A 26045-nucleotide genomic window follows, 5' to 3' on the forward strand; every position below is an offset into this window, starting at 1 on the left:
AGATCGAATAACTTATAGCGGAATTATGAATTAATCATGGCGGAACGATGACGTTTTATCCCGCAGGCCGCGCCAGACAAGGCATTTGGCTTCCACGGTAATAACTGAGTCATTGATATGACTTAAAAAAAGCTTTTTCTGCGGCAGGAAATTTTCCGGCAAGCAAACTAAGCTTAAATCAGAAGGTGAATTTATCCTGGGCCCAGTGGCATACAGCGCAACTCGCGATAATAAGCGCACCAAGTTGGCATACGGGTTGCTGTACTCAGGCGTATTCTCATCTTTCGGGAGCCAGAACACTATCACACGCTCTCTTTAACCTGTGCTAATAACGAAAGGACGGGCATCATGAACATATTTGACCACTATCGCCAGCGCTACGAAGCTGCCAAGGACGAAGAGTTCACACTGCAGGAATTTCTTACCATTTGCCGGCAAGATCGCAGTGCCTATGCCAACGCGGCCGAACGTCTGCTGATGGCTATCGGTGAACCTGTGATGGTCGACACTGCGCTAGAATCACGCCTGTCGCGCCTGTTCTCCAACCGCGTGATCGCACGCTATCCGGCCTTCGAAGAATTCTACGGCATGGAAGAGGCCATCGAACAGATCGTCTCTTACCTGAAACACGCCGCGCAGGGCCTGGAAGAGAAGAAACAGATCCTTTACCTGCTGGGCCCGGTGGGCGGCGGCAAGTCCTCGCTGGCAGAACGCCTTAAAGCGTTGATGCAGCGCGTGCCCATCTACACCCTCAGCGCCAACGGCGAACGCAGCCCGGTCAACGACCATCCGCTGTGCCTGTTTAATCCGCAGGAAGATGCCACGATCCTGGAAAAAGAGTTCAACATCCCAAGTCGCTATCTCGGCACCATCATGTCGCCGTGGGCGGCGAAGCGCCTGCATGAGTTCGGCGGCGACATCACCAAGTTTAAAGTCGTGAAAGTGCGCCCTTCCATTCTGGAACAGATCGCCATCGCCAAAACCGAGCCGGGCGATGAGAACAACCAGGACATCTCCGCGCTGGTCGGTAAAGTGGACATCCGTAAACTGGAGAACCACGCGCAGAACGACCCGGACGCCTACGGCTATTCCGGCGCCCTGTGCCGCGCCAACCAGGGGATTATGGAATTCGTCGAGATGTTCAAAGCGCCGATCAAGGTGCTGCATCCGCTGCTGACCGCAACCCAGGAAGGCAACTACAACGGCACCGAAGGCATCTCCGCCCTGCCGTTCAGCGGCATTATTCTGGCGCACTCCAACGAATCCGAGTGGGTGACCTTCCGCAACAACAAGAACAACGAAGCATTCCTCGACCGCGTGTACATCGTCAAGGTGCCTTACTGCCTGCGCGTGTCGGAAGAGATCAAGATTTACGACAAGCTGCTGGACCACAGCGAGCTGACTCACGCGCCCTGCGCGCCGGGCACCCTCGAAACGCTGGCGCGCTTTAGCGTGCTGTCGCGGCTGAAAGAGCCGGAAAACTCGAGCATTTACTCGAAAATGCGCGTGTATGACGGCGAAAGCCTCAAGGATACCGATCCGAAAGCCAAGTCCTATCAAGAGTACCGCGACTACGCCGGGGTTGACGAAGGCATGAACGGCCTCTCCACCCGTTTCGCCTTTAAAATCCTCTCGCGGGTATTCAACTTCGATCACGCCGAGGTGGCGGCCAACCCGGTACACCTGTTCTATGTGCTGGAGCAACAGATCGAGCGCGAACAGTTCCCGCAGGATTTGGCCGAGAAATACCTCGAACATCTGAAAGGCTATCTGATTCCGAAATACGCCGAGTTTATCGGCAAAGAGATCCAGACCGCCTATCTGGAATCCTACTCGGAATACGGACAGAACATTTTTGACCGTTACGTGACCTACGCGGACTTCTGGATCCAGGATCAGGAGTATCGCGACCCCGACACCGGTCAGCTGTTCGACCGCGAGTCTTTGAACGCCGAACTGGAGAAAATTGAAAAACCGGCCGGTATCAGCAACCCGAAAGATTTCCGTAACGAAATCGTGAACTTCGTGCTGCGTGCCCGCGCCAACAACAACGGCCGCAATCCGAACTGGACCAGCTACGAGAAGCTGCGCACCGTGATCGAGAAGAAAATGTTCTCCAATACCGAAGAGCTGTTGCCGGTGATTTCGTTTAACGCCAAAACGTCGACGGACGAGCAGAAAAAACACGACGACTTCGTCGACCGCATGATGGAAAAAGGCTATACCCGCAAGCAGGTGCGCCTGTTGTGTGAATGGTATCTGCGGGTCAGAAAATCCTCATAACGCCTCAGGTAAGCGGCATTATCAGGGCCATGTCCACAGTCATGGACGTTGCAGCGCAGCCCAAGGAGGGGCTAACACATTGCGCTGTCGCGACCGGGACATGAAGAGTTGGCAACGTCGTTTGGGGGAAGTATGGCCTATTTCATTGACCGGCGGCTGAACGGCAAAAACAAGAGCATGGTGAACCGCCAGCGCTTCTTGCGCCGTTACAAGTCGCAAATCAAACAGTCGATTGCCGAAGCCATCAACAAGCGTTCGGTCACCGACGTAGACAGCGGGGAGTCGGTTTCCATCCCCACTGACGATATCAACGAACCGATGTTTCATCAGGGGCGCGGCGGCACACGCCATCGCGTTCACCCTGGCAATGACCACTTCGTGCAGAACGATCGCGTTGAGCGGCCTCAGGGCGGCGCAGGCGGTGGCGGCGGCCAGGGCAACGCCAGCCAGGATGGTGAAGGCCAGGATGAATTCGTCTTCCAAATCTCCAAAGACGAGTACCTCGATCTTTTGTTCGAGGATCTCGCCCTGCCCAATCTGAAAAAGAATCAGTACAAGCAGTTGACCGAGTTCAAAACCCATCGTGCCGGCTATACCGCCAATGGCGTGCCGGCCAACATCAGCGTCGTGCGTTCGCTGCAGAACTCGCTGGCGCGACGTACCGCCATGACCGCCGGTAAAAGACGCGCGTTGCACGAGCTGGAAGATGCGCTGAACCAGTTGGAAAATACCGAGCCGGTGCAATTGCTGGAAGAGGAGCGGCTGCGCAAGGAAATTGCCGAACTGCGCAAGAAAATCGAAAGCGTGCCGTTTATCGATACCTTCGACCTGCGCTACAAAAACTATGAGCGCCGGCCGGAGCCCTCCAGCCAGGCGGTGATGTTCTGCCTGATGGACGTGTCCGGCTCGATGGACCAGGCAACCAAAGACATGGCCAAGCGTTTTTACATTCTGCTCTATTTGTTCCTGAGCCGAACCTACAAAAACGTCGAGGTGGTCTACATTCGCCATCACACCCAGGCGAAAGAGGTGGACGAACAGGAGTTCTTCTATTCGCAGGAGACCGGTGGCACCATCGTTTCCAGCGCGCTGAAGTTAATGAATGACGTAGTCGAAGAGCGTTATGACCCGGCGCAATGGAATATCTATGCCGCGCAAGCGTCGGACGGCGACAACTGGGCCGACGATTCACCGCTGTGTCATGAGCTGTTGGCGAAAAAGATCCTGCCGATGGTGCGTTATTACAGCTACATAGAAATCACTCGCCGCGCTCACCAAACGCTGTGGCGCGAATACGAGGATCTGCAGGCGAAATTCGACAACTTCGCCATGCAGCATATCCGCGAACCGGACGATATCTATCCGGTATTCCGCGAACTGTTCCGTAAGCAGACCGTGTGAATAACGCCGCGTGAATGTCACCACAGCCGGAAAGCGCCATTTTCCGGCTGTTTCTTTTTCGCATTATATATTTGCAAAATCCATGTTTATTTTTTAAACAATGACAACAACAATAATAAGTCAGATTCCCCAGAACGGTCCTCTCTATTATTTGTTCTTCTGAGGTTATTCCTAAACATCCGCCTCTGCCCCCGCACGGCTTGATAGGAATATTCCCATTCAGTTATCGTTACCCCATCGCTTAAGTCTCTTCCTAAGCGAAATTTGCCTCATTTTATTTTTCTATGGCTTCTCAGCCCGCTGCGGCGGGCATTTACCTGTCAGCAGGTTAGACATCATGATCGACTACACCCTCTATGGCCTCAACAAGCACGATGTTGATGAATACCATAAGCAAATATGTTGCCTGCTCGGCAAAAACGTGCTGCTGGTGTTGACCGCCAACAAGCCGATAACCAAACAGAACCTGCTCGCCAGCCTTATCCAGGAGATAGAAAAGCAGCCCGATGATTATTTTCAGCGGCTGCATCGCGCGGCGATAGAAATGATCGGCGTTAACGGGCGCTAAGGCGATATGCGTAAGGCAGACCTCTACGCCATTATTGCCGCCGCCGTCGTGTTGATGATGCTGTTATAGCGACATCAGCGCCTATCCCTAATTAGCGCCTATTACGCCGGCGCTTTCGTCCGGCGTAATAGGCAGCGAAGGGATAATCTGCCGCAGGATGTCACCTTTTAGTCCGGAGAACCTTCCTGCCCCTGCTTTATTTCAAACCGGCCGCTTCGTCAATCAAACTCGCCACCTCATCGGCATGGGAAACCAGCGAGGCATGGCTGGCATTCAGCACCATCACTTTCTTGGCCTGCAGCTGCTGCGCCATGCGCCGCTGATTCTCCGGCGCTATCATGCGATCGTCGCTGGAAAGTTGATACCATGACGGCTTATGTTTCCAGGCGGGTTCGCCGATGGTGTTGCCAAAGGTATCGGCCAGCGGAGCCTTCTGCGCCACCGCCATCACCAACGCCTCGTCGGCGGTCAGATCCTGGCAAAAGCTTTCGTGAAACTTGTCGGTTTTAATCCACAGATAACCGTCGCTGTCCGGGGCCAGATTCTCGACTGCCGCAGGAGGATGCGCTTGCGTAATACCGCCGGCACTTTCACCGGCATCCGGCGCAAATGCGGCGATGTAGACCAGGCCAACCACGTTAGGCTGGTTGCCCATTTCCGTGATCACGGCACCGCCGTAAGAGTGCCCGACCAACAATACCGGCCCCGCTTGCTGCGCGACCATCTTGCGCGTACGTTCCGCATCCTCAGCCAGCGACGTCAATGGCATTTCCACCGCATGAATCGCCGTATATCCCCTGCGCGACAACTCGATGATGACCTTACTCCAGTGCGCGGCGCCGCCCCAGAATCCGTGTACCAGCACGATAGTTGGTTTTGTGCTCATTGCCGACTCCTTCATCTCATAGGAAAGCGCCGCAGGCAGATGAACGGCCCCTTAAGGGGCGGGCCTGGCTGCCTTCGACGCCACGCGGTCCCTATTTTATATAGTCAGCCTCATGGCGTTCAGCAATAGCGACGACGAGTTAACGCCCCCGATTTTCCACCGCCGCCACGGCTTATCGAAGCGGCTTACGCCGCAAGGCCGGGAAAAAAAAGGATTAAAACTAGGATTTTTACCCATACCGATCTAAAATTTCGCGCAAAAACAAAGAGAAGTAAATTTGGTCCACCGGGAAAAGGAATGAAGTTGTGAAGGAAATGATCTCCATCGTTTTTATGGCATGCCTGCTGGCGCTGCTGTTTTCGTGGCTGTTCGTCTACGGTCTTAACATTCATTAACCCCGTAACGACAACCATCCCCCTCCCAGGCGGGCAAGCGGCGCATCGCGACTGATGCGCTAAAACCGGCACCTGAAGGGGTCACGTACCGTCAAAACCCGACGCCGCCTCACCTTAGACTTGCTGTCCGCAAATACATCATTAGTTTTTATGAGTCATAACCCCACCGCGTTTCCCCCCTTCACCGACGCTTTTACTGCTCAGCGGAGTTCACCCCAGAAGGAAGACTTGCCTGACGCAAAATGTTACCGGTAACTATGCTGTTGATTTCTTTTGGCAATAAACGTAAAGCCGTTAATAACCCTACGTTCTTTATAGAAATAAATTATGCATACTTATGGATAAAGGTTTGAATAAAGGGCCTTTGGTCATTGATTATCCCCCGCCAAGCTCCTAGAATTCGCGCGTAAAAATACAACTGGGATCGGGTTTCATGTCGCCGCTGTGGGTTGCAACGCAATACTGTTATTTTATTGGTCTGTTAGTTTCTATGGTTTTCACCTACCTGGTTAGCCGGGACACCGTCAAAATTCGCTGCATCAGCGCACTGACCATCGGGTTAACCTGGCCGTTGAGCCTGCCGGTGGTGTTGCTGTTTTCGCTGTTCTAACGCCCCAATGTCGCGCGGTGGCTTTTAAACAGTCATGTTAATGAAAAGAGGCTGACCAGCGGCGTCATGGTTTTTGGCGTGGGATAAAAAAGTGCCAGCGCAAGGCTGGCATGAAAATTGGAAGCAATGTGAGCAATGTCGCGCCGGATCGGGGGGCACAGAAGGAGACAACCCTTTTCCCCTCACCGGCGAATCAAATGATAATACGTCTCATTATTGAATGTAAAGTCATTTCCCTACGCAACTGTTCCTCTTTGGGAAACTATCAGCCGCGCGGCGATCGCCAGCGCTGATACAATCGCCCCGCCCCCCACACCAGCAGCCAGAGCAAAGCATTCAACCCCAACCACAGCATCAGCAAGTAGAAGAAAGTCTGATAACCGGGTATGCCCCGATCGGCCAAAAACGGGTTGAAGTGAAAAAATTTGACGATCGCGAACGGATTAAGATTGAAACGGTTGAACACGGCCGCTGTCAGCAACGGTGGCAACAGCGTATAAAACGCCAGGCTGAACAGCAGCAGGATTTTTGTGCCCGAAGTGTTTTTATAATCTTTCATATCAATAAATTATATCTATCATCATAGTGCAAAAACCGCCAGGCATTCGTACGCCAATCGACCCCGCGGGCGCTAAAGAGTTCCAGGCCAACGCGGAAATAAAGCCGATCCCACGTTTAATTGTCATTTAGCGCTCGGGTGATATATACCCTGTGGATTTTAAATTACGATGTCGCCGCGCCGTCTTCAACCACAGCGTTTGCATGGCATCATCAGGAGGCATTAATGAAACCGGACGCACTCTCCCTGCCGCCGAACCCGAAAAAGCTCAAGGTCATCTACGGCTGGTACATTTATGTGATCTATATCCTGCTGGTTTTCAATATTTATATGGCGGTCTACAACGTCTGCGTTCGGCACCCGATCGAGGCTCCGCTGTTGTCGCTGTTTCACAGCCTGTTTCTCGCGTTGATGCTGCAGCAGGTGCTCAAGAAGAACGTCGTTTTCGCCTGGATCTTGCTGAGCTATTTTATTCTGATGCGCCTGTATTACGCCAATGTGCTGCATGTTGAGTTCACGCTGGTGAGCCGTTGCCTGGTGCTGCTGATTCTGACGCTGCTGCTGACCGGCGCCGTGGCCGTCGGGCAACTGGCCACGCCGCCGCAGCGGCATGACTGGCTGGCGCGGCTGGGCTGGCGGCAATGGGGGGCGCTCACGGCGCTGGCGGCCATCCTGACGCCGCTGATTACCACCGACTATCTGGGATAAACTGGGGCTATTTGGGAATATGAGGTTCGGAAATGTCTACGACACGGCATATTTTGGTGTAGTTACCCGCCTTCTCACAGATCTTGTCCGTGACGAACATGCTAAGGTAGCCCAGCAACAGCAAGTAGCCGGCCATGCACAGAATAAAGATAAGCGTTCTCACCGATAGCGACCAACCTGACAAGAGTATCACGAGCATCATAACCTGAACGAGGCGCTTTAAAAGGATTTCATGTGCGCACCGGCCGCATCGGCACACGTTCTGTAGTAACATTAAGCCACCACGCCCACCACCGGAAACGCCGATGCACCATCTGATGTTAGACATTGAAACCCTGGATATAAAACCCAGCGCCGTCATTCTGGTGGTTGCGGCGGTGTTTTTCGATCCCCGAACCGGGGAACTGGGCGCCGAATTCGAAGCCGCCGTCAGCAGCCAGAAAGACCAACCGGGCCGAACCATCAGCCTTGACACGGTCGCCTGGTGGGCGAAACAGTCCGATGAAGCGCGCAAGCAGGCCTTCGGCGGCACCGAGAGCCTGAAGCGCGTGCTGAGCAGCCTTAGCCGCTTCATCCATATGAACAGCACCGACACGGTGAAAGTCTGGGGCAACGGCAAAGAGTTCGACTGCGCGATCCTCGAACACGCCTTCCAGCAGCTGGAAATGCCCTGCCCGTGGAAATTCTGGGATACCCAGGACGTGCGCACGGTGATCACGTTGGCGGAGCTGCACGGCTTTAACCCGAAAAAGGCCCGCCCGTTCGAAGGTATGCCGCATCGGGCGCTGGATGATGCTCGCCACCAGGCCCGTTATGTGGCCGATACCGTCTCGGCGCTCTATTACCGCCAGGGGGCGCAGCGCTGACCCGCTTTGCCCCTTTTCATTTGCCGCCAGAGTCTCTACTCTAGCCCTCTTTGTCACTCGGACGTGCCTTTCCTGTTATGCAAAAGTTTCTGTTTATGCTTCTCAGCCTGGTGCTGCTCGGCCCATTAGGCATCGATCTTTATCTGCCGACTATTCCCGCTATTGCCGTCGGTCTGGGCAGCAGCGAAGCGCTGATCCAATCCACCATATCGCTATTTATTCTGGTGCTTGGCCTCGGCCAGGTCATTGCCGGGCCGCTGGTGGACAACTATGGCCGCAAACCGGTGGCGCTGGCCGGCATTATCCTCTACATGATCGGCGCCGCGATGGCGGCGCTGGCCACCAGCCCGACGATTTTCATCGCTTCGCGTCTGCTGCAAGGGGTGGCGGTTTGCTGCACCGCCGTCGTCGCCTTCAGCGGCGTGCGCGATCGCCTGAATGGCGACGACGCCGCCCGCGCTTTCGGCTTTCTTAACGGCACGCTGAACATCATCCCGGCGCTGGCGCCGCTGCTCGGCGGCCTGCTCGCCGAAGCCTTCGGCTGGCGCGCTCCCTTCTGGTTCCTGGTCGGCTACGCGCTGCTGGTGTTGGTGCTCATCGCGCTGCGCCTGCCGGAAACTCGCCCTGCCGACACCGTGCCGGTCAAGGGGTTGCCGGTGCGTCAATACGCGCGCATCCTCAGCGAACGGCGTTTTCTCTCCTTTGCGGTGGTGAACTCCGGGGCAATGGGCATGGCGCTGACCTACGTTTCTCTGGCACCGAACGTGCTGATGGGCACTGCTGGCCTGACACCGCTGCAATTCTCGCTGGTGTTCGGCGCCAACGGTTTCTGGATCATGCTGGTCAGCTTCTTCGCCAACCGCATCATCCACAAGGTCGGCCGCCCGGTTTGTCTGGCGACCGGCGGCATTTTGATGGGGCTGGGCTGTCTGGGTCTGCTGCTGGGCGTCATGCTGCTGCCCGCGACGGCGCAAGCGCACTGGCTGGCGTATATGCTGCCAGTCGCCAGCGCCTGCGCCGGATTGGCATTCGTGATGGGCCCGGCCACCAGCTACGCGTTGGAACCCTACTCCAATGAGGCCGGCGTCGCGTCCGCGCTGGTCGGTTTCGTGCAGATGGCGGGCGGCGCCGCGCTGGGTCTGGTGGCGATGGCGTTGCCGCTGCAACCCAAGCTGTCGCTGGCGCTGGTGATGCTGGCGGGCTGCCTGCTGGCGCTGCACGCGCGGCGGCTCAGCAAGCAGATTAAAGGGCAGATCAGAAAAATCGCCTGAGCCCCGGCTCAGGCTTCGGTGGCGACCGGCACTCGCGCCGCTAACGCCGACAGCAGCTCATAGCCTAACGTCCCTGCCGCCGTGGCCACCTCATCCACCGGCAGACGTTTCCCCCACAGCTCCACTTCGGCGCCCAGTTCGACTTGCGGACAGGGCGTCAGATCCACCGCCAGCATATCCATTGATACCGTTCCCAGGGTGCGCGTCAGCACGCCGTCAACCCATACCGGCGTACCGGTCGGCGCATGACGCGGATAGCCGTCGGCGTAACCGCAGGCCACCACACCGATACGCTGTGCGCCTGCGGCGCTGTAACGGCCACCGTAACCCACACGATCGCCAGACTTCAGCTGCTGAATGCCGATGATTTCACTGCTCAGCGTCATCGCCGGCTGCAGCCCCGTCGCCGCAACGTCATTCCAACAACCGCTCGGCGAAGCGCCATAGAGAACGATCCCAGGACGGACCCAGCTGCCGTGGGTCGAAGGGTGCCACAGCGTGGCGGCCGAGTTGGCCAGGCAGCGCGGCAGCGGTATATCGGTAGCCGCCGCCTCGATGGTGGCCATTTGCCGGGTCACGCCTTCAGGGCCGTCGGCGGTGGCGAAGTGGCTCATCAGCGTAAGCTCGGCAATGTTGGCTACCGCCTGCGCCCTGCGCCACACCTCATGCAGCCGCTCGGGTGCGAACCCCAGCCGATTCATGCCACTGTTCACTTTCAGATAGACATTGAGCGGCGCGTTCAGCGTGGCGTCGGCGATCGCCGCCAGCTGCCAGTCGCTGTGCACCGCCGTCGTCAGGCGATAACGGTCGAGCAACGCCAGATCCTGCGGCTGGAAGAAGCCTTCCAACAACAGGATAGGCCCTTGCCAACCCGACTCGCGCAGCAGCACCGCTTCGGCCAGATCCAGCATGGCGAAGCCGTCGGTTTGCGCCATGCTGCGCCAAACGTGTTTGATGCCGTGGCCATAGGCGTTAGCCTTGACCACCGCCCAGACTTTGGCGCCGGGGGCGAAACGGCGCACCACCTGCAGGTTATTTTCAATCGCGCCGAGATGCATCGTGGCGGTTATGGGACGGGGCATCGCTTCTCCTTGGGGCAGCGTACGGCGGCCACGCGCGCCTGCGCGTGGCCGGGAAAGTCTAAGACAGCGTCGACGATTAACGTGCGGGATGCACGTCGTTCAGCGGAACCGCGTGTTGCTGACGAAACCCGGCGCTGTAACGCGCCACCGCCAGGTCATCGGAAGGGATCGCCGGCGTAATGCCGGACATCAGATCGGACAACAACTGCCCGGAGCCACAGGCCATCGTCCAGCCCAACGTGCCATGCCCGGTATTGAGATACAGGTTCTTCAGCGAAGTGCGGCCGACAATTGGCGTGCCGTCCGGCGTCATCGGCCGCAGGCCGGTCCAGAACGTCGCCTCTTCCACTCGGCCGCCGTTCGGGTAGAGATCGCGCACCACCATTTCCAGCGTTTCGCGCCGTTTTTGCTCCAGCTGCGTATTGAAACCGACGATCTCCGCCATGCCGCCAACGCGAATGCGCTGGTCGAAGCGTGTGATGGCGATTTTATACGTCTCATCCAATACCGTAGAGAACGGCGCCGCCGCTTCGTCGGTGATAGGAATGGTCAACGAATAGCCCTTCAGCGGGTAAACCGGAATGGACACCAGGCCGCGCAGCAGCGCCGTGGAGTACGAGCCGAACGCCACCACATAGCTGTCGGCCTTGAACACTTCCTCGCCGCACTGCACGCCGGCGATCTTGTCGCCCTCCACCAGCAGACGATCGACGCTGCGGTTGAACAGGAAGGTGACGCCCGCCTGCTCTGCCATCTTCGCCAACTGTTGCGTAAACAGCTGGCAATCGCCGGTTTCGTCGTTCGGCAACTGCAGGCCGCCGGTCAGCTTGTGCGCCACCTGCGCCAGCGCCGGCTCGACGCTGCCGAGTTGGCCGGCTTCCAGCAATCTGTAAGGCACGCCGGCATCTTCCAATACCGCAATGTCTTTCGCGGCGTTTTCGAACTGTTGTTGAGTGCGAAACAGCTGCAGCGTGCCGCCCTGGCGACCTTCGTACTGGATGCCGATTTCCTGACGCAGCGCCTTGATACAATCGCGGCTGTATTCCGCCAGACGCACCATGCGGCCTTTGTTGGTCATGTAGTGTTCGGTGTTGCAGTTCTTCAACATCTGCCACATCCAGCTCAGTTGGAAGCTGCTGCCGTCGAGGCGGATGGCCAACGGCGCATGGCGCTGGAACATCCACTTGATGGCCTTCAGCGGCACGCCCGGCGCCGCCCAAGGTGCGGCATAACCCGGTGAAATCTGCCCGGCGTTCGCCGCGCTGGTTTCCAGTGCGGGGCCTGGCTGACGATCGATCACCGTCACCTCATGCCCCGCCTTCGCCAAATACCAGGCACTGGCTACGCCCACCACTCCACTACCTAAAATTACCACTCGCATCGCTGACTCCAGCTCAAGGCTTCACAAAGCATAATCTTCTGCTTACAGGAAATTAACTCAGTGAAAAAATCCGTCCAACAACTTCGTCATCAAACGTGACAATATTCACAATTAATTTATCGTCGATGAGCCATGCATTTGCAATAGCCGTCTGAAAATAGCGATAAGATGCGGTTTAGAGGGGATTATGGCGTCATACCGCCACTGAATTGATATCAACGCTATCAATGATAGCACTCAAAAAAGGCGTGATAAGTAACATTGATTTAACAGAATATAAAAATACCAGCCAACAATTAAACGGAATAAAAACCCAATAAAATAAAGAATACCAACATAACAAACAAAGAGAGCCCCCTCCCTCCGCAGCAGAAAAATCGCGCAAAATTTCAGCTGCCGTTAACCTTGCTTTCACTACTGGAATAAAACACCCGAGCCCTTCGCCCGCCCGCTTATGTTGAACGCTGCAGCACGATATGAACGTTAAAGCCAGAAGCAGCGCCTAAAGTTCACACTGTCGCTATTGTGGAGAACGCCTTATGTTCATCGCCATTTACCAGTTTTCAGTCAAACCCGGACACGAACACGCCTTTCGCCAGGCTTGGCTAGCGTTGACCCAAGGCATCTATCTGCAGCGCGGCAGCCTCGGCTCGCGCCTGCATCGGGATATGGGCGGGCAGTTTATCGGCTATGCGCAATGGCCAAGCCGAGTCGCATGGGAAAGCGCCGGTGATATTCAATTGGATGAACGCTACCGGCAAGCCCGGGAACGAATGCGTGCGACCTTGTTGGCAGATAAAACGCTATTTGAAATGGAAGTGACGGACGATTACCTGCAAATCAGACCGTTTGACTGAGCACAAGCCCACACAGGCGGGCTTGTGGTTGCGGGAGCGAGCGGCATCAATGATGCAGCATCTCATCCACGACTTCTTTGGTTTGCAGTTGGAATGGGTAGTAAGTCGGCCAGTTATCCATCTCTTTCAGCAACGCTTCCTGCGACGTGTTGCCCATAAAGATATGGAAATGCGCCGATTTGCGCGGGCCGATAATGTGATCGCTGAACTGCACGAATTTCGGCGCCAGGCTGCCGGCATCCTGGCATTCAAACAGATAACGCACGCCCTTTTTACCGGAAACATACGTCAGGATCTTATGCCCGGCGTACTTATACTGACAGGCGCTGGATTGGTCACCGCGGTGAAATTCCATGACGCCATTTTCAATGCCGATGGTATCTACATCGGTGGCGTACCCTTTGCGGTAATACGCCTTCACTTCGGCGAAGGTCTTGCGCTTGTCCTGTGCCGCTTTCTTCTTGAACACCGGGTCAAGATCCCCATTGAGCAGATAGGGATACACGGATTGCCACACCCCCTCCCAATCCGCCAGGTTGCGATCTTTGACGTCCTTATCGTCGAATACACCCGCCTCCGCCTTTTTTTCCACCTCCGTCAGCGGCTTGCCGTGTGAATGATGCCCGTGGGCGCACGCCTGCCCGCTGATAAACAACGCGGCCAGCGCCACCGCCAGTTTGCCAAAATGCCTCGCCAAAATGCGCTCCTTGTCCGTTACCATGAAAATTAAAAGTTACAATATAACATAACAATTTTCAATCCTTGTCGTGCAACAGGCATTGTGTTGCGCCCCCCTGCCGCAGGGTTATACTCGAAGAGGGAGTACGGTGCCGCGCCGCCTTCTGCCGGGACGGGCGCCGGATCGACCGCCGTTCGCTCCTTTGCGTACCGGCATTTTTATTTCACTGATTTGCAATGGTTAATTATGACTTGAACTATGCTTGTTACAGGGTCTGCCGTTTGAGCAAGACCCGTGAATAATGAGGGTGCGCTGATGACTACTTCAACACATGAAAAGGTTAAGGATGATAAACGTCTGAGCGATGGACCGGACTGGACGTTCGAACTGCTGCAGGTGTATTTGGAGCAGATCGACCGCGTCGCCAAGCATTACCGACTCGACACCTACCCCCATCAGATCGAGGTGATCACCTCCGAGCAGATGATGGACGCCTATTCGAGCGTCGGCATGCCGATCAACTATACCCATTGGTCCTTCGGCAAGAAGTTCATCGAAACCGAACAGCGCTACAAACAGGGCCAGCAAGGGCTGGCGTATGAAATCGTCATCAACTCCAATCCCTGCATCGCCTACCTGATGGAGGAAAACACCATCACCATGCAGGCGCTGGTGATGGCGCACGCCTGCTATGGCCACAACTCGTTCTTCAAGAATAACTATCTGTTCCGCAGCTGGACCGACGCCAGCTCCATCGTCGATTATCTGCTGTTCGCCCGCCACTACATCAGCCAATGCGAAGAACGCTACGGCGTCGATGAAGTGGAGCGACTGCTGGACTCCTGCCACGCGCTGATGAACTATGGGGTCGACAGGTACAAGCGCCCGCAGAAAATCTCCCTGGTGGAAGAGAAAGCGCGCCAGAAAAGCCGCGAAGAGTATCTGCAAAGCCAGGTGAATACGTTATGGAAGACCTTGCCGCGCGTCGAACGTGAAGAGTCGCCGGAGCAGGCGCGCCGGTATCCGAGCGAACCGCAGGAAAATATCCTCTATTTTATCGAAAAGAATGCACCGCTGCTGGAACCCTGGCAGCGTGAGGTGTTGCGCATCGTGCGCAAAGTCAGCCAGTATTTCTACCCGCAAAAGCAGACTCAGGTGATGAACGAGGGTTGGGCCACCTTCTGGCATTACACCATCCTCAACCATCTGTACGACGAGGGCCGAGTGACCGAGCGGTTTATGCTGGAGTTTTTGCACAGCCACACCAACGTGGTGTATCAGCCGCCGTACAACAGCCCGTACTATAACGGCATCAACCCTTATGCGCTGGGCTTCGCCATGTTCCAGGACATCAAGCGCATCTGCCAATCGCCGACCGAAGAAGACCGCTACTGGTTCCCGGACATCGCCGGAAAAGACTGGCTGGAGACATTGCACTTCGCCATGCGCGACTTCAAGGACGAGAGCTTTATCAGCCAGTTCCTGTCACCCAAAGTGATGCGTGATTTCCGGTTGTTCACCGTGCTGGACGACGATCGCAACAACTATCTGGAGATTGCCGCGATCCATAACGAAGCCGGTTACCGGGCGATCCGCCAGGAGCTGTCGGCGCAATACAACCTGAGCAACCATGAGCCGAACATTCAGATCTGGAACGTGGATCTGCGCGGTGACCGCTCGCTGACATTGCGTTACATCCCGCAGGAACGCGCGCCACTGGATAAGAGCCGCCGCGACGTGTTGAAGCACCTGCATCGCCTGTGGGGCTTCGACGTGATCCTCGAGCAGCAAAATGAAGACGGCAGTGTAGAGTTGCTCGATCGCTGCCCGCCGCGGCCTACGCCGCTGTAACCGCCCTTGCCCCGCCACAACCTATAAACATAGTCAGGGAGTGGCAGGGGCACATTGAGCGCCTCTACGACTATAGACACAAGGGAAAATTCCTAAAGCGTGACATCCCCCTTTTTCACTTTACAAAATTGACTTACCTTTGCATTATGCCAACGTATTTACTCCAATACGCTCAGTGATTATTTAATACTCAGCGAGTATCCAGGTGGACTAATGGAAAATGTAGTAAAAGAAACAGTAAAAAACTATAGACGTGATATTGACGGCTTACGTGCCATTGCAATAATTCTGGTTGTTCTCTATCACTCGGGAGTCGGTTTTCTCAGTGGTGGTTTTATCGGTGTCGACGTTTTCTTTGTTATATCAGGCTTCTTAATTGGCGGAATTATCTATACAGAAACAACACAGAATAAATTCTCTTATTCAAAATTCTATGTCCGTCGAATAAAACGAATCGCACCGGCCTTGATTGCAATGCTGATAGTATGCTCTGCCTTTGCCTTTTTCTATCTATCTGCATTAGAGCTAAAAGACTTCAGCCTTTTTTCCAGCGCGACAATCTTATCCGTTCCTAACATAATGCTTTGGCATAAAACAAACTATTTTTCGCCAAGCGCAGAGTTAAACCCGTTATTAATGACGTGGTCATTAGGCGTTGAGGAACAGTTTTATATTTTCCTGCCAATTATTTTCTCAATTATTGTCAAGACAAATATTAAAGTAGTTAAAACTATTTCTGCACTATCGATAGCCTCTTTTATTCTTTGCATTATCCTTACAAAATCATCACCTCTCTTTTCGTTTTTCATGCTCCCAACTCGGGCATGGGAGTTGGGTGCTGGCGTAATTATTTCAATAATGCATAAAGAGGGACGATTCAACAGTTTGAAAGCTTCACATAGAGAATGGCTTTTTTTGGCCGGGCTCGCAATGATATTATTTGCAGCGCTAACTTTTGACAAAAAAACAGAGTTCCCAGGTTATTCCGCCACCTTACCCGTGCTCGGTTCTATTTTTTTAATTTTAAGCAACGGTAAGTTAAGCTCAATCATTCTTGGCAACCGTGTGATGGTGTTTATTGGATTAGTATCTTATTCTTGGTATCTGTGGCACTGGCCTCTGCTTTCTTTTGCTCGTATAGGTATCGACGAGAGACTGTCATTACATGCCGGCTTACTGATATCAGCCGTTGCCTTATTTATTGCTTACCTCTCCTATCTCTTTGTTGAAACTCCATTCAGAAAAAGGATTCACCTATCCAATCCGAAGATCATTCTTGGTTACATCTTGGTTTCAGCAGCATTGCTCTTACCGACCGCTCTCGGTTATCTCTTGAAAGGTATACCACAAAGACTCAGTCCCGAAGTCGTTCAAGTCGACAAGGACAAGTTAGAGAGAGTTGCTGACCGTTGTCTGGTAGGGTATGGAGCAAAAACCTACTCTAGAGATGAAAGCTGCCTCCCAAACTCCAGTCAGGATGCCGTTGCTCTCGTGGGTGATAGCCATGCAGCGGCCTTACGAGGCGGCGTTGAAAAGTATGCGAAAAAAAACAATTTAGTCGTGTATCAAATTAATAAAGCTTCATGCCCAATGCTGGTTGGCGCAACACGAACCATTAATACCTACCCAGCACATGGTGCTGAATGTGATGAGTTTAATAAAAATGCATTGAACCTTATAAGTGAAAACAAAAAAATCAAAACTGTTATTATCTCCGCCTTGTGGGACTCGGCCATCTATGATAATAGTGGAAGTTACAAAAGTACTGTAACGACAGAAACCGGAATATCTGCTTTAAGCTCTGGCCTTAATGAGTTAGTAAACCAATTAAAAGCCGCTCGCAAGGAAGTTATAATAGTCAGTGATGTCCCCCAACTTGACTTCGATGCAGTTAAAAATATCGACAATCAACAAATACCGCTACGCAAATTAATAAACAGTTTACTTTCAAGAGAAAAATCAGCAGGTGAATTTACCGATCGCTATCAACTGCCACACTCGGACGTAAACGACTTATTGACTTCTATTGCACAAGAAAAAGGCATTAGAAAATTCGACCCTGCTGATAACTTATGCGATAATACCGGCTGCAAGTTTAAGTCAAAAGTTCGTCCGTTTTATTATGACAACCAGCATTTAACTACGTTAGGCAGTATATATGCTCTACACGGGCTATAACGAAGTTTAAAACTCCCCTTGGCACCGGTTCTTTCGGTGCCCTTCATGATAATCTAATAAACCACCTAAAAACCACTAACATGAATTTCACGGTTCTATTTTAAGCTAAAGTTTTAACAAGCTGTAATTAAAGAGAAAATAGTTCATCTAAAAAACACCACATCATCTCCTGATAATAAAGACATCCTGAAAAATTAGAAAAAAACTCACAGTATAAAAATTACACTATGAGTTAATATCTATTAAATAATTGCTATGAGAGCCGCAATCAGCGGCGCGCTTCGGTCAGATCGCTCGGCATGGTGCCCTGCATGCTCTGCCAAATCGCCCCGCTGTCCTTACCGTAGTTGCGCACGGTGTCCATCACCTGGTCGTACAGCTTCTCATGGCACAGCGTGGACAGCTTGCTGTAGAAGGTCAGCGCCAGCTTGCGCGCTTCCGGGTTGGAGAAGTAGTAACGGCCCACGCGGGTGTACAGCCCTTTCAGACCGTTGAAGATCAGGCCGTAGATCGGGTTGCCGGAAGCGAACGCCAGACCGCGGAAGATCTCGTAATCGAGCAGATTGAAAGCGTCCGCCTGATCTTCAACCTCGGCGGCCTTCGCCAACACTTCCTGGGCCTGCTCCGGATGATTGCGCACCGCGGCGCGAATAAAGATCGACGCGATATTGGTGCGCACGGACAGCAGGTTATCGATCAGCTGAGGGACGCTTTTGTGATCGAGACGGGCCACCGTCTCAAGGATATTGAGGCCGGACGTTTCCCAAAAATTGTTCACTTTGGTCGGTTTGCCATGCTGAATGGTCAACCAGCCATCGCGGGCCAGACGTTGCAACACTTCACGTAACGTGGTGCGCGTGACGCCAATCAACTCCGAAAGCTCACGCTCCGCGGGCAAAATAGAGCCAGGGGGGAAGCGATTATTCCAAATACTCTCAATAATGTACTCTTCCGCGAAACCGGCAGGACTCTGCGCCTTTATGACCATGTGTTTGACGTTCCGTTGCGACGATAAAATCAGTAAAAGTAATCAGCTCATCATACCAGATCGTGCTGACATGACATAGCGTGAGCGAAAAACAATAAACGAAAGTGTGCATAACGTGGCAAAAAACGAGCAAAAATACCGGTCGGTGGAATTTTCCCATGGTAAAACAAGCTCAGGTTGCGCACGCCCCCACCGCATTGTTAGGGTACGTGCTACGACTGATTGAAGGATGCATAGAGCACAATGGAAACAACCCTGCGTAGCGCCCTGCTCAAAAATTTTCTGGGGCAATCTCCCGACTGGTACAAACTGACCATTCTCATTTTTCTGGCGATCAACCCCCTGGTGTTCTTTTTCGCCAGCCCGTTTATCGCGGGTTGGCTGCTGGTGGCCGAGTTCATCTTTACCCTCGCGATGGCGCTGAAATGCTACCCGCTGCTGCCGGGCGGCCTGCTGGCGCTCGAGGCCGTGGCCATCGGCATGACCAGCCCGGCGCAGGTTTCGCAGGAAATCGAACATAATCTGGACGTGTTGCTGCTGCTGATCTTTATGGTGGCCGGCATCTACTTTATGAAGCAGCTGCTGCTGTTCGTGTTCACCAAGCTGCTGCTCAACATCCGTTCGAAAACGTTGCTGTCGCTGGCGTTCTGCCTGGCCGCCGCCTTCCTTTCCGCCTTCCTCGACGCGCTGACGGTCGTGGCGGTAGTGATCAGCGTGGCCACCGGCTTCTATTCCATCTATCACAACGTGACGTCAAACCGCCCTGACGGCGACATTGGCGATGACAGCGATTTTACCGGCGAAGAGCGTAAACAGACGCTGGAGCAATTCCGCGCCTTTCTGCGCAGCCTGCTGATGCACGCCGGCGTCGGCACCGCGCTCGGCGGGGTCATGACCATGGTGGGCGAGCCGCAAAACCTGATCATCGCCAAAAACGCGGGCTGGGGTTTTATCGATTTCTTCCTGCGTATGGCGCCGGTCACGCTGCCGGTGTTGGTGTGCGGCCTGCTGGTGTGTTGGCTGGTAGAACGTTTTCACCTGTTTGGCTACGGCGCGCAGCTACCGGAAGCGGTGCGCGACGTGCTGAAAGAGTATGACCGCAAGGCCACTGCGGGCCGTAGCAAACAAGAACGGCTCAAACTGGTGATGCAGGCGCTGATCGGCGTTTGGCTGGTGCTGGCGCTGGCCTTCCACCTGGCTGAAGTGGGGCTGATTGGCCTGTCGGTGATCGTCCTCGCCACCTCCCTGTGCGGCGTGAACGACGAGCACGCCATCGGCAAAGCGTTCCAGGAAGCGCTGCCGTTCACCGCGCTGCTGACGGTGTTTTTCACCGTGGTCGCGGTCATCATCGAGCAGCACCTGTTCAGCCCGGTGATCCAGTTTGTGCTGCGCGCCGAGCCCGCCTCTCAGCTTTCGCTGTTCTACCTGTTCAACGGCCTGCTGTCGTCGGTTTCCGACAACGTGTTCGTCGGCACGGTTTACATCAACGAGGCGCGCACTGCGCTGGAAACCGGCGCGATCGGGCTGAAGCAGTTCGAGCTGCTGGCGGTCGCCATCAATACCGGTACCAACCTGCCATCGGTCGCCACCCCTAACGGACAGGCGGCGTTTCTGTTCCTGCTGACGTCGGCATTGGCGCCGTTGGTGCGTTTGTCGTATGGCCGCATGGTATGGATGGCCCTGCCTTATACGGTGGTGCTGACGGTGGTTGGCCTGCTGTGCGTCCAGTTCACCTTGGAACCGGCGACCGAGCTGTTGACGCAGTGGCATTGGCTGACGCTGCCGTCCATCGACGCCGTCGGCCACTGAGACGGCGCCGGCAGGGTGAACCGACTATTTTTACGCTGAATCCGGCCCAGGTGGCTGGCAGCGAAGAGGAATTGGTTTACACTGCCGGTTCAATTGCTTACTGCATGGAAGAATCTAGATATGTTGCAATTCTTTAACCGCTGTTCACAAGGACGCGGCGCCTGGCTGCTGATGGCCCTGACAGCGTTGGTGTTGGAACTGGTCGCGCTCTATTTCCAGCACGTTATGCTGCTGCAGCCGTGCGTGATGTGCATTTACGAGCGTTGCGCGCTGTTCGGCATCCTCGGCGCCTCGCTGGTGGGCGCCATCGCGCCGAAAACTCCGCTGCGCTACGCGGCGATCTTGCTGTGGATCTACAGCGCCTGGGAAGGCGTACAGCTGGCGTGGAAGCACACCATGATCCAGTTGCATCCTTCGCCATTCAATACCTGCGATTTCTTCGTCAGCTTCCCGTCCTGGCTGCCGCTGGACAAATGGCTGCCGGCGGTGTTTCATGCTTCCGGTGACTGCTCCGTGCGTCAATGGCAATTCCTGACGTTGGAAATGCCGCAATGGTTGGTCGGCATCTTCGGTGCCTATCTGTTGGTGGCGCTGATTGTGCTGGTCGCGCAGTTTGTTCGCCCACGCCGCCGCGACCTGTTCGGCCGCTGATCGGCAGACAAACAAAAAACGGCGCCGGAAGGCGCCGTTTTTTTAGGTATTGCTGTCACATTCCGAGATAAAGCCACCTCAGGTATGTGTAAGGAAGTAAACGAGCACGATCAGCGCTCCAGCTACGGCAAACAGGCGGATCATTTTCATTGTTATACTCTCGAACTTGCGGGAGAGCGGCCAAATTACCCAACTTATCGTTTAAAAAGAAGCATCCCGGCACGGCTAAGGGCGTAATTTACATAACATTAAACTTCTGCCATATCGGCGACTAAAAACGGGCCGCTCTGGCGCATTCCTTTCAGCCTTCGAGCATCAATAAATTACCGTTACTTATGAACGACTGCGCCTTTGTCACATTCAGAGCACAATATTTTGGTGAAGTTTACCCATAAAATCCTTATAGTATCGGCAAAGTGAGTACTACCGATTTCCCTGGTGTTGTTGTGTGTCTTGCCCCTCATCTTTGCAGGGGCTTTTTTCCCCCTTCCCCCCTCACGCAAGCCCTTACCATCGTTAAATAAATTGTTGGAATTTCTCTCTATCCGGCACCAAGCATCAACGCCATTCGCGCACTAAAGATTAAAATCGTTCGCGATGCTTTCCCTATGCTGAATGACGTGTTGACTTTCGCCCTTTCTTCCTGTGAGCCAGGTTTTGGCTGACTACAGCACATCATATGACATCAAGGACACGATACTATGCCGGATACCACATTGCCGCCTTCGTCTCAGCGCCCCTTCCTGCGGCGCATGCTGCTCAAAGCCGGGAAAAAATTCCTGCGCTGGAACGGCGAATTTCAGACTCGCCATTCGCTCATCTCCACCACGCCGCGGATCGGCAATCATGAATTTAATTGGGTGACGGCGCTGGAAGCCCGTTGGCCGGCCATTCGCGAGGAGTTGGATCGGTTGCTGGAACACCCGGAGGATATCCCAGCGTTCCACCAAATATCACCGGATCAGAAACGCATCTCTAAAGGCGATAACTGGAAAACCTTCGGGCTGTTTGTCTACGGGCAACGGGTTGATGAAAACTGCGCCATCTGCCCGCGCACAGCAGAGGCGGTCAGCGAGATCCCCGGCATGCGCACCGCCATGTTTTCGATTCTTAAACCGCACTATCACATCGTGCCTCACAAAGGCCCGACTCGAGCCGTCGTGCGCGCGCATCTGGGATTGATCGTGCCAAAGGATCGGGACAAGCTCTGGATCCGCGTTGACGACCAAATTCTGCACTGGGATGAAGGCAAGGTGATTTTGTTTGATGATTCCTACGAACACGAGGTTCGCAATGATACCGACGAGCTGCGCGCTGTGCTGTTTCTCGATGTCGACCGGCCAATGGACAAAGTGGGCACGGCGGTGAATAAACTGCTGTTCAGCCTGATCAAAGCCAGCCCGTATGTGAAGCAGCCGTTGAAAAATCTGGCCAACTGGCATCGCCGCGCCAAAAAAGCGTGAAGCAAGAGTCTCACGCGCGTGAGCTCAATAGCCAAGAGGGCGGGATGTCTTAACACGCCGCCCTCTGGCATTAAAACTCGTGTTGCCGAGCAACATCTGTCAAGGCATCCGCGTTATCTGGCCCAGTCCGGCTTGTTGAGGATATGATCCTGCCAGTCCACCACTTCGCTCTCGCGCACCGCAATATGCCGCACCGTGATGCGCTCGCCGTGCATCGCCGCTTTGGAACCGCTGATCAGCGGGTGCCAGGGAAACAGCGGCTTGCCTTCGCCGATCAGGCGATAGGCGCAGGTCGGCGGCAGCCAATCGAAGGTAGTGAGGTTCTCGCGCGTCAGTTTGATGCAGTCTTCTTCCAGCTCGAAGCGCCGCTCATAGTTACGGCATTGGCAGGATTTGATGTTGAGCTGGTTGCAGGCTACGTTGGTAAAATAAATCTCGTCGGTATCTTCGTCGATCAGCTTATTCAAACAGCATTGCCCGCACCCGTCGCACAGCGATTCCCACTCTTGTTCTGACATTTCCGCCAGCGTTTTCTGTTGCCAAAAAGCGAGTTGTGACATGTTAGCGTCCGGTTTCGGTAAATGGATAAGTCACCTGCGCACAGGTTCGAGGGGGGACTATATAGACATATTAGCCGCAAGATGCAAGCTTTGCCGCCGACGATGCCGGCGGCGAAGACAGGTCAGATCACCCGGGTGCTGAGCGTTTTGCCGTTCAGGCTGATTTTCAACATGTCGCCGGAGGCCATCGGGCCCACGCCCTGCGGCGTGCCGGTCAGGATGATGTCGCCGGCGCGCAGCGTGAAGAAGCGGCTCATGTAGCTGATAAGCGGCAGGATTGGCGTGATCATGTCGCGCGTATTGCCCTGCTGGCGCAATTGATCGTTGACGGTCAACGACAGCTCGGCGTTTTGCGGATCGCCGAATTCCGCCACCGGGATAAATCCCGACATCGGGCAGGAACCGTCGAAGGCCTTGGCCTTTTCCCACGGCTGGCCGGCCTTTTTAAAGCCCGCTTGCAGATCGCGCAGCGTCAGATCGAGCGCCACGCCATAACCGGCGATCGCCCGCGCAACGCGATCTTCGTTGGCCTGTTTCAACGGTGTGCCGATCAATACCGCCAGCTCCACTTCATGATGCACCGCACCGAACTCTTTGGGGATGGCCACCGGCTGGCGAATATCGCACAACGCCGTTTCCGGTTTGATAAACACCACCGGTTCGACGGACGCCGCGCTGCCCATTTCCTTGATGTGATCGGCGTAGTTGCTGCCGACGCAGACCACCTTGTTCACCGGGAAATCGAGCAGCGAACCCTGCCAGTCTCTATGTTGATACATACCGCTTCTCCCAAACTGTAGAGGCTTGGCGCGCCAAGCCGATTATTGGTGTGCCGGATCAATGCCCGATCGCGTCTGCCATCATACCCACGGCGAGGGCGAAATAGTAAGAGCGATTCCAGTGCATGAGGGTGCGGAAATTATCATAGACCAGGAACGTCCGCCCCTGCAGATCATCCGGCGCGATAATCCAACCGCGCTGCACGGCATGCGGCAACGCACTGCCATCCACACGGCGCACGCCGCGTTTCTGCCAGTCGTTGACGCTGCGCGCCTGCGCGTCTTTCAGGCCCAGTTCGGTCGGATTGAAGCCGGCGGGCAGTTTGACCTCGCGCCCCCAACCGATGCCGGGCTGCCAGCCCTCTTTGGACAGATAGCTGGCTGTAGACGCGAAAACGTCGTCAATGTTGTTCCAGATATCGATGCGCCCGTCGCCGTCGCCATCCGCCGCGTAGCGCAAGAAGGAGCTCGGCATAAACTGGCATTGCCCCATCGCGCCGGCCCAGGAGCCTTTCAGCGGCGTATCGCCGACGTGCCCCTGCTCGACTATCCGCAGCGCCGCCATCAGTTCCTGGCTGAAAAAAGCTTCACGGCGCCCTTCAAACGCCAAGGTCGCCAGCGCAGACACCACGTCTTCCCGCCCCTGAATCTTGCCGTAGGCGCTCTCCATTCCCCACAGCGCGATGATATAACGCCCTGGCACCCGATAGCGCTCGCTGGCCCGCAACCATTGCGTATGGCGCTGCCGATACCGTTCTCGCCCCTGGCGCACCTTGGCGGGCGACATCACCCGCCGCAGGTAATCGTCCAGGGTGATCTTCTGCTCCGGCTGATTGCGATCGGCCTTGATCACTCGATCGACGAAGTGGATTTGCGCAAACGCGCGATCAAGAGTCGCCTGACTGATGCCCTGTTCCCGCGCCCGGCGTTTAAGTTGATCGACATACGCCGGGAACTGCGCCGGATCGCGGCCGCTCGCCGCCAGCGTCGTCTCCTGCGCCGCCTGCGATGCGCCGGGCATCAGCACTCCGCCCAGCGCCAACCAGGCGGCCAATACGGTCTTTCTCGCCGAACGTGTCATCGCGCCTCCCCTGGCCGTGGCGACTGTCTCAGGCCTTATCGCCCGCCAGATGCTGATTGAGCAGGTTTTCAACCGGCGGCGGGAACTGCAGATAATAGCCTTCGTCTTTCAACGCCTGCTTTACCTTTTCGATATCCGCCGAGGCCAATTTCTTGCGCTCATCGAGCGACAGCATCATGGCGAATTGCGGCACGCCGAAACTTTTCATCAGCTCTTCCGGCACACGAGAGAAATCGTCTTTTTTTTCGACATAAAGATAAGTTTGATCGCGTTTCGGGCTTCTATAGATCACACAAAGCATTTTTTTAACTCTATTTAATTGAGGGAGCGTCTTGCCTGGATATAACTCTGACTATAACATGCTTATAGTACATCGGAATATCGCACCCCGAGTGGTATTCCGGGGATTTAAAGTTGCTGAGACTGAGTCAGGATAGATGTCACAATCGCCAATTGAGCTAAAAGGCAGCAGTTTTACCCTATCGGTTGTTCATTTGCATAATTCGCAGCCCGAGGTAATACGCCAGGCGTTACAGGAAAAAGTTGAGCAAGCGCCCGCTTTTCTGAAAAACGCTCCTGTTGTTATCAACGTCGCAACGCTGGAAGGCGATGCGAACTGGAAAGAACTTCAACAGGCTGTCGCGGCGGCAGGTCTGCGCGTTGTGGGTATCAGCGGTTGCAGAGATGAGCGTCAAAAGCGCGCGATAGCCCGCGCCGGGCTGCCGCTGCTGAGCGAAGGCAAAGGCCAGAAAATGGCGGCGCCGGAGCCTGCGCCAGCGCCCGTGGTGGCGGATAACGCCCCCGCCAAAACGCGCATCATCAGTACGCCTGTCCGTTCCGGCCAACAGATTTACGCCCGCAACAGCGATCTTATCGTGACCAGCAGCGTCAGCGCCGGCGCCGAACTGATTGCCGACGGCAATATTCATGTCTACGGCATGATGCGCGGTCGCGCACTGGCAGGCGCGTCAGGCGACACGCAATGTCAGATTTTTTGCACCCACCTGGCGGCTGAGCTAGTCTCTATCGCAGGGCAGTACTGGTTGAGCGACCAAATCCCGTCCGATTACGTCGGGCAGGCCGTACGACTCAGCCTGTTGGATAACGCTTTAACCATACAACCTTTAAATTAAGCCCTT

Annotated in this window: 25 protein-coding genes; 14 read left to right on the top strand and 11 right to left on the bottom strand. The window is 54.9% G+C overall.

Translation table 11 applies throughout. The features are described from left to right. Nucleotides 1-30 precede the first annotated feature (30 nt). On the bottom strand, nucleotides 31-306 hold the full coding sequence (locus J0F90_RS13740) for a hypothetical protein (protein ID WP_153297016.1): 276 nt from the start codon (nucleotides 304-306) through the stop codon (nucleotides 31-33). Nucleotides 307-348: 42 nt separating this feature from the next. Here J0F90_RS13740 and yeaG point away from each other — a divergent pair, with 42 nt between their 5' ends. The 3 genes from yeaG to J0F90_RS13755 all read left to right on the top strand — a co-directional run bounded on the left by yeaG (nucleotide 349) and on the right by J0F90_RS13755 (nucleotide 4252). Then, nucleotides 349-2283 carry a protein kinase YeaG gene (gene yeaG / locus J0F90_RS13745; RefSeq protein ID WP_016927472.1) on the top strand — a complete coding sequence of 645 codons (1935 nt, stop codon included), beginning with the start codon at nucleotides 349-351 and terminating at the stop codon, nucleotides 2281-2283. A 132-nt stretch (nucleotides 2284-2415) separates the two neighbouring features. After that, entirely contained in the window at nucleotides 2416-3684 is a 1269-nt protein-coding gene (locus J0F90_RS13750) for a YeaH/YhbH family protein (RefSeq protein WP_016927471.1), read from the top strand. 337 nt (nucleotides 3685-4021) lie between these two features. Further along, on the top strand, nucleotides 4022-4252 hold the full coding sequence (locus tag J0F90_RS13755) for a hypothetical protein (protein ID WP_004932237.1): 231 nt from the start codon (nucleotides 4022-4024) through the stop codon (nucleotides 4250-4252). A gap of 196 nt (nucleotides 4253-4448) precedes the next feature. Here J0F90_RS13755 and J0F90_RS13760 read toward each other — a convergent pair whose 3' ends face one another. Beyond that, nucleotides 4449-5138, bottom strand: a complete 690-nt coding sequence (locus J0F90_RS13760; protein WP_033640111.1) for an alpha/beta hydrolase — start codon at nucleotides 5136-5138, stop codon at nucleotides 4449-4451. 828 nt (nucleotides 5139-5966) lie between these two features. Here J0F90_RS13760 and J0F90_RS13765 point away from each other — a divergent pair. Next, nucleotides 5967-6143, top strand: a complete 177-nt coding sequence (locus tag J0F90_RS13765; RefSeq protein ID WP_015378105.1) for a GhoT/OrtT family toxin — start codon at nucleotides 5967-5969, stop codon at nucleotides 6141-6143. Nucleotides 6144-6408: 265 nt separating this feature from the next. On the opposite strand, the gene J0F90_RS13770 is transcribed toward J0F90_RS13765, so the two are convergent. Beyond that, complete coding sequence (locus J0F90_RS13770) at nucleotides 6409-6702, bottom strand: hypothetical protein (protein ID WP_016927468.1); 294 nt, start codon at nucleotides 6700-6702, stop codon at nucleotides 6409-6411. Between the two features lie 225 nt (nucleotides 6703-6927). On the opposite strand from J0F90_RS13770, the gene J0F90_RS13775 reads away from it, so the two are divergent. The 3 genes from J0F90_RS13775 (at nucleotide 6928) to J0F90_RS13785 (ending at nucleotide 9547) form a co-directional block, all read left to right on the top strand. Next, nucleotides 6928-7410 carry a hypothetical protein gene (locus J0F90_RS13775; RefSeq protein ID WP_033640110.1) on the top strand — a complete coding sequence of 161 codons (483 nt, stop codon included), beginning with the start codon at nucleotides 6928-6930 and terminating at the stop codon, nucleotides 7408-7410. Nucleotides 7411-7715: 305 nt separating this feature from the next. After that, nucleotides 7716-8276, top strand: coding sequence for a 3'-5' exonuclease (locus J0F90_RS13780; protein WP_004932251.1), 561 nt, complete (start codon nucleotides 7716-7718; stop codon nucleotides 8274-8276). A gap of 77 nt (nucleotides 8277-8353) precedes the next feature. Then, complete coding sequence (locus J0F90_RS13785) at nucleotides 8354-9547, top strand: multidrug effflux MFS transporter (protein WP_033640109.1); 1194 nt, start codon at nucleotides 8354-8356, stop codon at nucleotides 9545-9547. Between the two features lie 8 nt (nucleotides 9548-9555). Here the strand turns inward: J0F90_RS13785 and dadX are convergent, their stop codons facing one another. Then, nucleotides 9556-10629, bottom strand: coding sequence for a catabolic alanine racemase DadX (gene dadX, locus J0F90_RS13790; protein WP_028127471.1), 1074 nt, complete (start codon nucleotides 10627-10629; stop codon nucleotides 9556-9558). A 76-nt stretch (nucleotides 10630-10705) separates the two neighbouring features. Continuing rightward, a complete protein-coding gene (locus tag J0F90_RS13795) occupies nucleotides 10706-12010 on the bottom strand; it encodes a D-amino acid dehydrogenase (RefSeq protein WP_033640108.1) in 1305 nt (434 codons plus the stop codon). Between the two features lie 539 nt (nucleotides 12011-12549). Between J0F90_RS13795 and J0F90_RS13800 the strand changes: the two genes are divergently transcribed. Next, on the top strand, nucleotides 12550-12867 hold the full coding sequence (locus J0F90_RS13800) for an antibiotic biosynthesis monooxygenase family protein (RefSeq protein WP_016927462.1): 318 nt from the start codon (nucleotides 12550-12552) through the stop codon (nucleotides 12865-12867). Between the two features lie 46 nt (nucleotides 12868-12913). Here the strand turns inward: J0F90_RS13800 and zinT are convergent, their stop codons facing one another. Continuing rightward, the gene (gene zinT / locus J0F90_RS13805) at nucleotides 12914-13564 is read right to left on the bottom strand and encodes a metal-binding protein ZinT (protein WP_016927461.1); all 651 of its coding nucleotides are present in this window, start codon (nucleotides 13562-13564) and stop codon (nucleotides 12914-12916) included. A 297-nt stretch (nucleotides 13565-13861) separates the two neighbouring features. Between zinT and J0F90_RS13810 the strand changes: the two genes are divergently transcribed. Together J0F90_RS13810 and J0F90_RS13815 are read left to right on the top strand one after the other, a co-directional pair. Next, a complete protein-coding gene (locus tag J0F90_RS13810; protein ID WP_016927460.1) occupies nucleotides 13862-15397 on the top strand; it encodes a SpoVR family protein in 1536 nt (511 codons plus the stop codon). 213 nt (nucleotides 15398-15610) lie between these two features. Then, nucleotides 15611-17575: an acyltransferase family protein gene (locus J0F90_RS13815; protein ID WP_072009660.1), complete on the top strand. Its 1965-nt coding sequence runs from the start codon at nucleotides 15611-15613 to the stop codon at nucleotides 17573-17575. A 268-nt stretch (nucleotides 17576-17843) separates the two neighbouring features. Here the strand turns inward: J0F90_RS13815 and fadR are convergent, their stop codons facing one another. Continuing rightward, nucleotides 17844-18563, bottom strand: coding sequence for a fatty acid metabolism transcriptional regulator FadR (gene fadR / locus J0F90_RS13820; protein WP_025303107.1), 720 nt, complete (start codon nucleotides 18561-18563; stop codon nucleotides 17844-17846). 243 nt (nucleotides 18564-18806) lie between these two features. On the opposite strand from fadR, the gene nhaB reads away from it, so the two are divergent. The 3 genes from nhaB to J0F90_RS13835 all read left to right on the top strand — a co-directional run bounded on the left by nhaB (nucleotide 18807) and on the right by J0F90_RS13835 (nucleotide 22486). Next, complete coding sequence (nhaB, locus tag J0F90_RS13825) at nucleotides 18807-20372, top strand: sodium/proton antiporter NhaB (protein WP_016927458.1); 1566 nt, start codon at nucleotides 18807-18809, stop codon at nucleotides 20370-20372. A 120-nt stretch (nucleotides 20373-20492) separates the two neighbouring features. Further along, on the top strand, nucleotides 20493-21023 hold the full coding sequence (gene dsbB, locus J0F90_RS13830) for a disulfide bond formation protein DsbB (protein WP_033640107.1): 531 nt from the start codon (nucleotides 20493-20495) through the stop codon (nucleotides 21021-21023). A 701-nt stretch (nucleotides 21024-21724) separates the two neighbouring features. After that, entirely contained in the window at nucleotides 21725-22486 is a 762-nt protein-coding gene (locus tag J0F90_RS13835) for an aspartyl/asparaginyl beta-hydroxylase domain-containing protein (RefSeq protein WP_033640106.1), read from the top strand. A gap of 113 nt (nucleotides 22487-22599) precedes the next feature. Here the strand turns inward: J0F90_RS13835 and J0F90_RS13840 are convergent, their stop codons facing one another. The 4 genes from J0F90_RS13840 to J0F90_RS13855 all read right to left on the bottom strand — a co-directional run bounded on the left by J0F90_RS13840 (nucleotide 22600) and on the right by J0F90_RS13855 (nucleotide 25207). Next, on the bottom strand, nucleotides 22600-23046 hold the full coding sequence (locus tag J0F90_RS13840; protein WP_004932284.1) for a YcgN family cysteine cluster protein: 447 nt from the start codon (nucleotides 23044-23046) through the stop codon (nucleotides 22600-22602). A gap of 122 nt (nucleotides 23047-23168) precedes the next feature. Then, nucleotides 23169-23825 carry a fumarylacetoacetate hydrolase family protein gene (locus J0F90_RS13845; protein ID WP_016927455.1) on the bottom strand — a complete coding sequence of 219 codons (657 nt, stop codon included), beginning with the start codon at nucleotides 23823-23825 and terminating at the stop codon, nucleotides 23169-23171. Between the two features lie 58 nt (nucleotides 23826-23883). Then, the gene (locus J0F90_RS13850; protein ID WP_042705494.1) at nucleotides 23884-24906 is read right to left on the bottom strand and encodes a lytic murein transglycosylase; all 1023 of its coding nucleotides are present in this window, start codon (nucleotides 24904-24906) and stop codon (nucleotides 23884-23886) included. 28 nt (nucleotides 24907-24934) lie between these two features. After that, on the bottom strand, nucleotides 24935-25207 hold the full coding sequence (locus J0F90_RS13855; protein ID WP_004932294.1) for a YcgL domain-containing protein: 273 nt from the start codon (nucleotides 25205-25207) through the stop codon (nucleotides 24935-24937). A 136-nt stretch (nucleotides 25208-25343) separates the two neighbouring features. Here J0F90_RS13855 and minC point away from each other — a divergent pair, with 136 nt between their 5' ends. Continuing rightward, nucleotides 25344-26039 (top strand): septum site-determining protein MinC, encoded by a 696-nt coding sequence (gene minC, locus J0F90_RS13860; protein WP_004932297.1) that lies wholly within the window; start codon nucleotides 25344-25346, stop codon nucleotides 26037-26039. Nucleotides 26040-26045: the final 6 nt, after the last annotated feature.

The organism is Serratia marcescens subsp. marcescens ATCC 13880 (genome assembly GCF_017299535.1).
Lineage (GTDB): Bacteria > Pseudomonadota > Gammaproteobacteria > Enterobacterales > Enterobacteriaceae > Serratia > Serratia marcescens.

What these genes read in the sequence shown, in the direction of transcription:
- yeaG (WP_016927472.1), top strand. Translation starts at nt 349, where the DNA reads ATGAACATATTTGACCACTATCGCCAGCGCTACGAAGCTGCCAAGGAC.
- J0F90_RS13750 (WP_016927471.1), top strand. Translation starts at nt 2,416, where the DNA reads ATGGCCTATTTCATTGACCGGCGGCTGAACGGCAAAAACAAGAGCATG.
- J0F90_RS13755 (WP_004932237.1), top strand. Translation starts at nt 4,022, where the DNA reads ATGATCGACTACACCCTCTATGGCCTCAACAAGCACGATGTTGATGAA.
- J0F90_RS13760 (WP_033640111.1), bottom strand. Translation starts at nt 5,138, where the DNA reads ATGAGCACAAAACCAACTATCGTGCTGGTACACGGATTCTGGGGCGGC.
- J0F90_RS13765 (WP_015378105.1), top strand. Translation starts at nt 5,967, where the DNA reads ATGTCGCCGCTGTGGGTTGCAACGCAATACTGTTATTTTATTGGTCTG.
- J0F90_RS13770 (WP_016927468.1), bottom strand. Translation starts at nt 6,702, where the DNA reads ATGAAAGATTATAAAAACACTTCGGGCACAAAAATCCTGCTGCTGTTC.
- J0F90_RS13775 (WP_033640110.1), top strand. Translation starts at nt 6,928, where the DNA reads ATGAAACCGGACGCACTCTCCCTGCCGCCGAACCCGAAAAAGCTCAAG.
- J0F90_RS13780 (WP_004932251.1), top strand. Translation starts at nt 7,716, where the DNA reads ATGCACCATCTGATGTTAGACATTGAAACCCTGGATATAAAACCCAGC.
- J0F90_RS13785 (WP_033640109.1), top strand. Translation starts at nt 8,354, where the DNA reads ATGCAAAAGTTTCTGTTTATGCTTCTCAGCCTGGTGCTGCTCGGCCCA.
- dadX (WP_028127471.1), bottom strand. Translation starts at nt 10,629, where the DNA reads ATGCCCCGTCCCATAACCGCCACGATGCATCTCGGCGCGATTGAAAAT.
- J0F90_RS13795 (WP_033640108.1), bottom strand. Translation starts at nt 12,010, where the DNA reads ATGCGAGTGGTAATTTTAGGTAGTGGAGTGGTGGGCGTAGCCAGTGCC.
- J0F90_RS13800 (WP_016927462.1), top strand. Translation starts at nt 12,550, where the DNA reads ATGTTCATCGCCATTTACCAGTTTTCAGTCAAACCCGGACACGAACAC.
- J0F90_RS13810 (WP_016927460.1), top strand. Translation starts at nt 13,862, where the DNA reads ATGACTACTTCAACACATGAAAAGGTTAAGGATGATAAACGTCTGAGC.
- J0F90_RS13815 (WP_072009660.1), top strand. Translation starts at nt 15,611, where the DNA reads ATGGAAAATGTAGTAAAAGAAACAGTAAAAAACTATAGACGTGATATT.
- fadR (WP_025303107.1), bottom strand. Translation starts at nt 18,563, where the DNA reads ATGGTCATAAAGGCGCAGAGTCCTGCCGGTTTCGCGGAAGAGTACATT.
- nhaB (WP_016927458.1), top strand. Translation starts at nt 18,807, where the DNA reads ATGGAAACAACCCTGCGTAGCGCCCTGCTCAAAAATTTTCTGGGGCAA.
- dsbB (WP_033640107.1), top strand. Translation starts at nt 20,493, where the DNA reads ATGTTGCAATTCTTTAACCGCTGTTCACAAGGACGCGGCGCCTGGCTG.
- J0F90_RS13835 (WP_033640106.1), top strand. Translation starts at nt 21,725, where the DNA reads ATGCCGGATACCACATTGCCGCCTTCGTCTCAGCGCCCCTTCCTGCGG.
- J0F90_RS13840 (WP_004932284.1), bottom strand. Translation starts at nt 23,046, where the DNA reads ATGTCACAACTCGCTTTTTGGCAACAGAAAACGCTGGCGGAAATGTCA.
- J0F90_RS13845 (WP_016927455.1), bottom strand. Translation starts at nt 23,825, where the DNA reads ATGTATCAACATAGAGACTGGCAGGGTTCGCTGCTCGATTTCCCGGTG.
- J0F90_RS13850 (WP_042705494.1), bottom strand. Translation starts at nt 24,906, where the DNA reads ATGACACGTTCGGCGAGAAAGACCGTATTGGCCGCCTGGTTGGCGCTG.
- J0F90_RS13855 (WP_004932294.1), bottom strand. Translation starts at nt 25,207, where the DNA reads ATGCTTTGTGTGATCTATAGAAGCCCGAAACGCGATCAAACTTATCTT.
- minC (WP_004932297.1), top strand. Translation starts at nt 25,344, where the DNA reads ATGTCACAATCGCCAATTGAGCTAAAAGGCAGCAGTTTTACCCTATCG.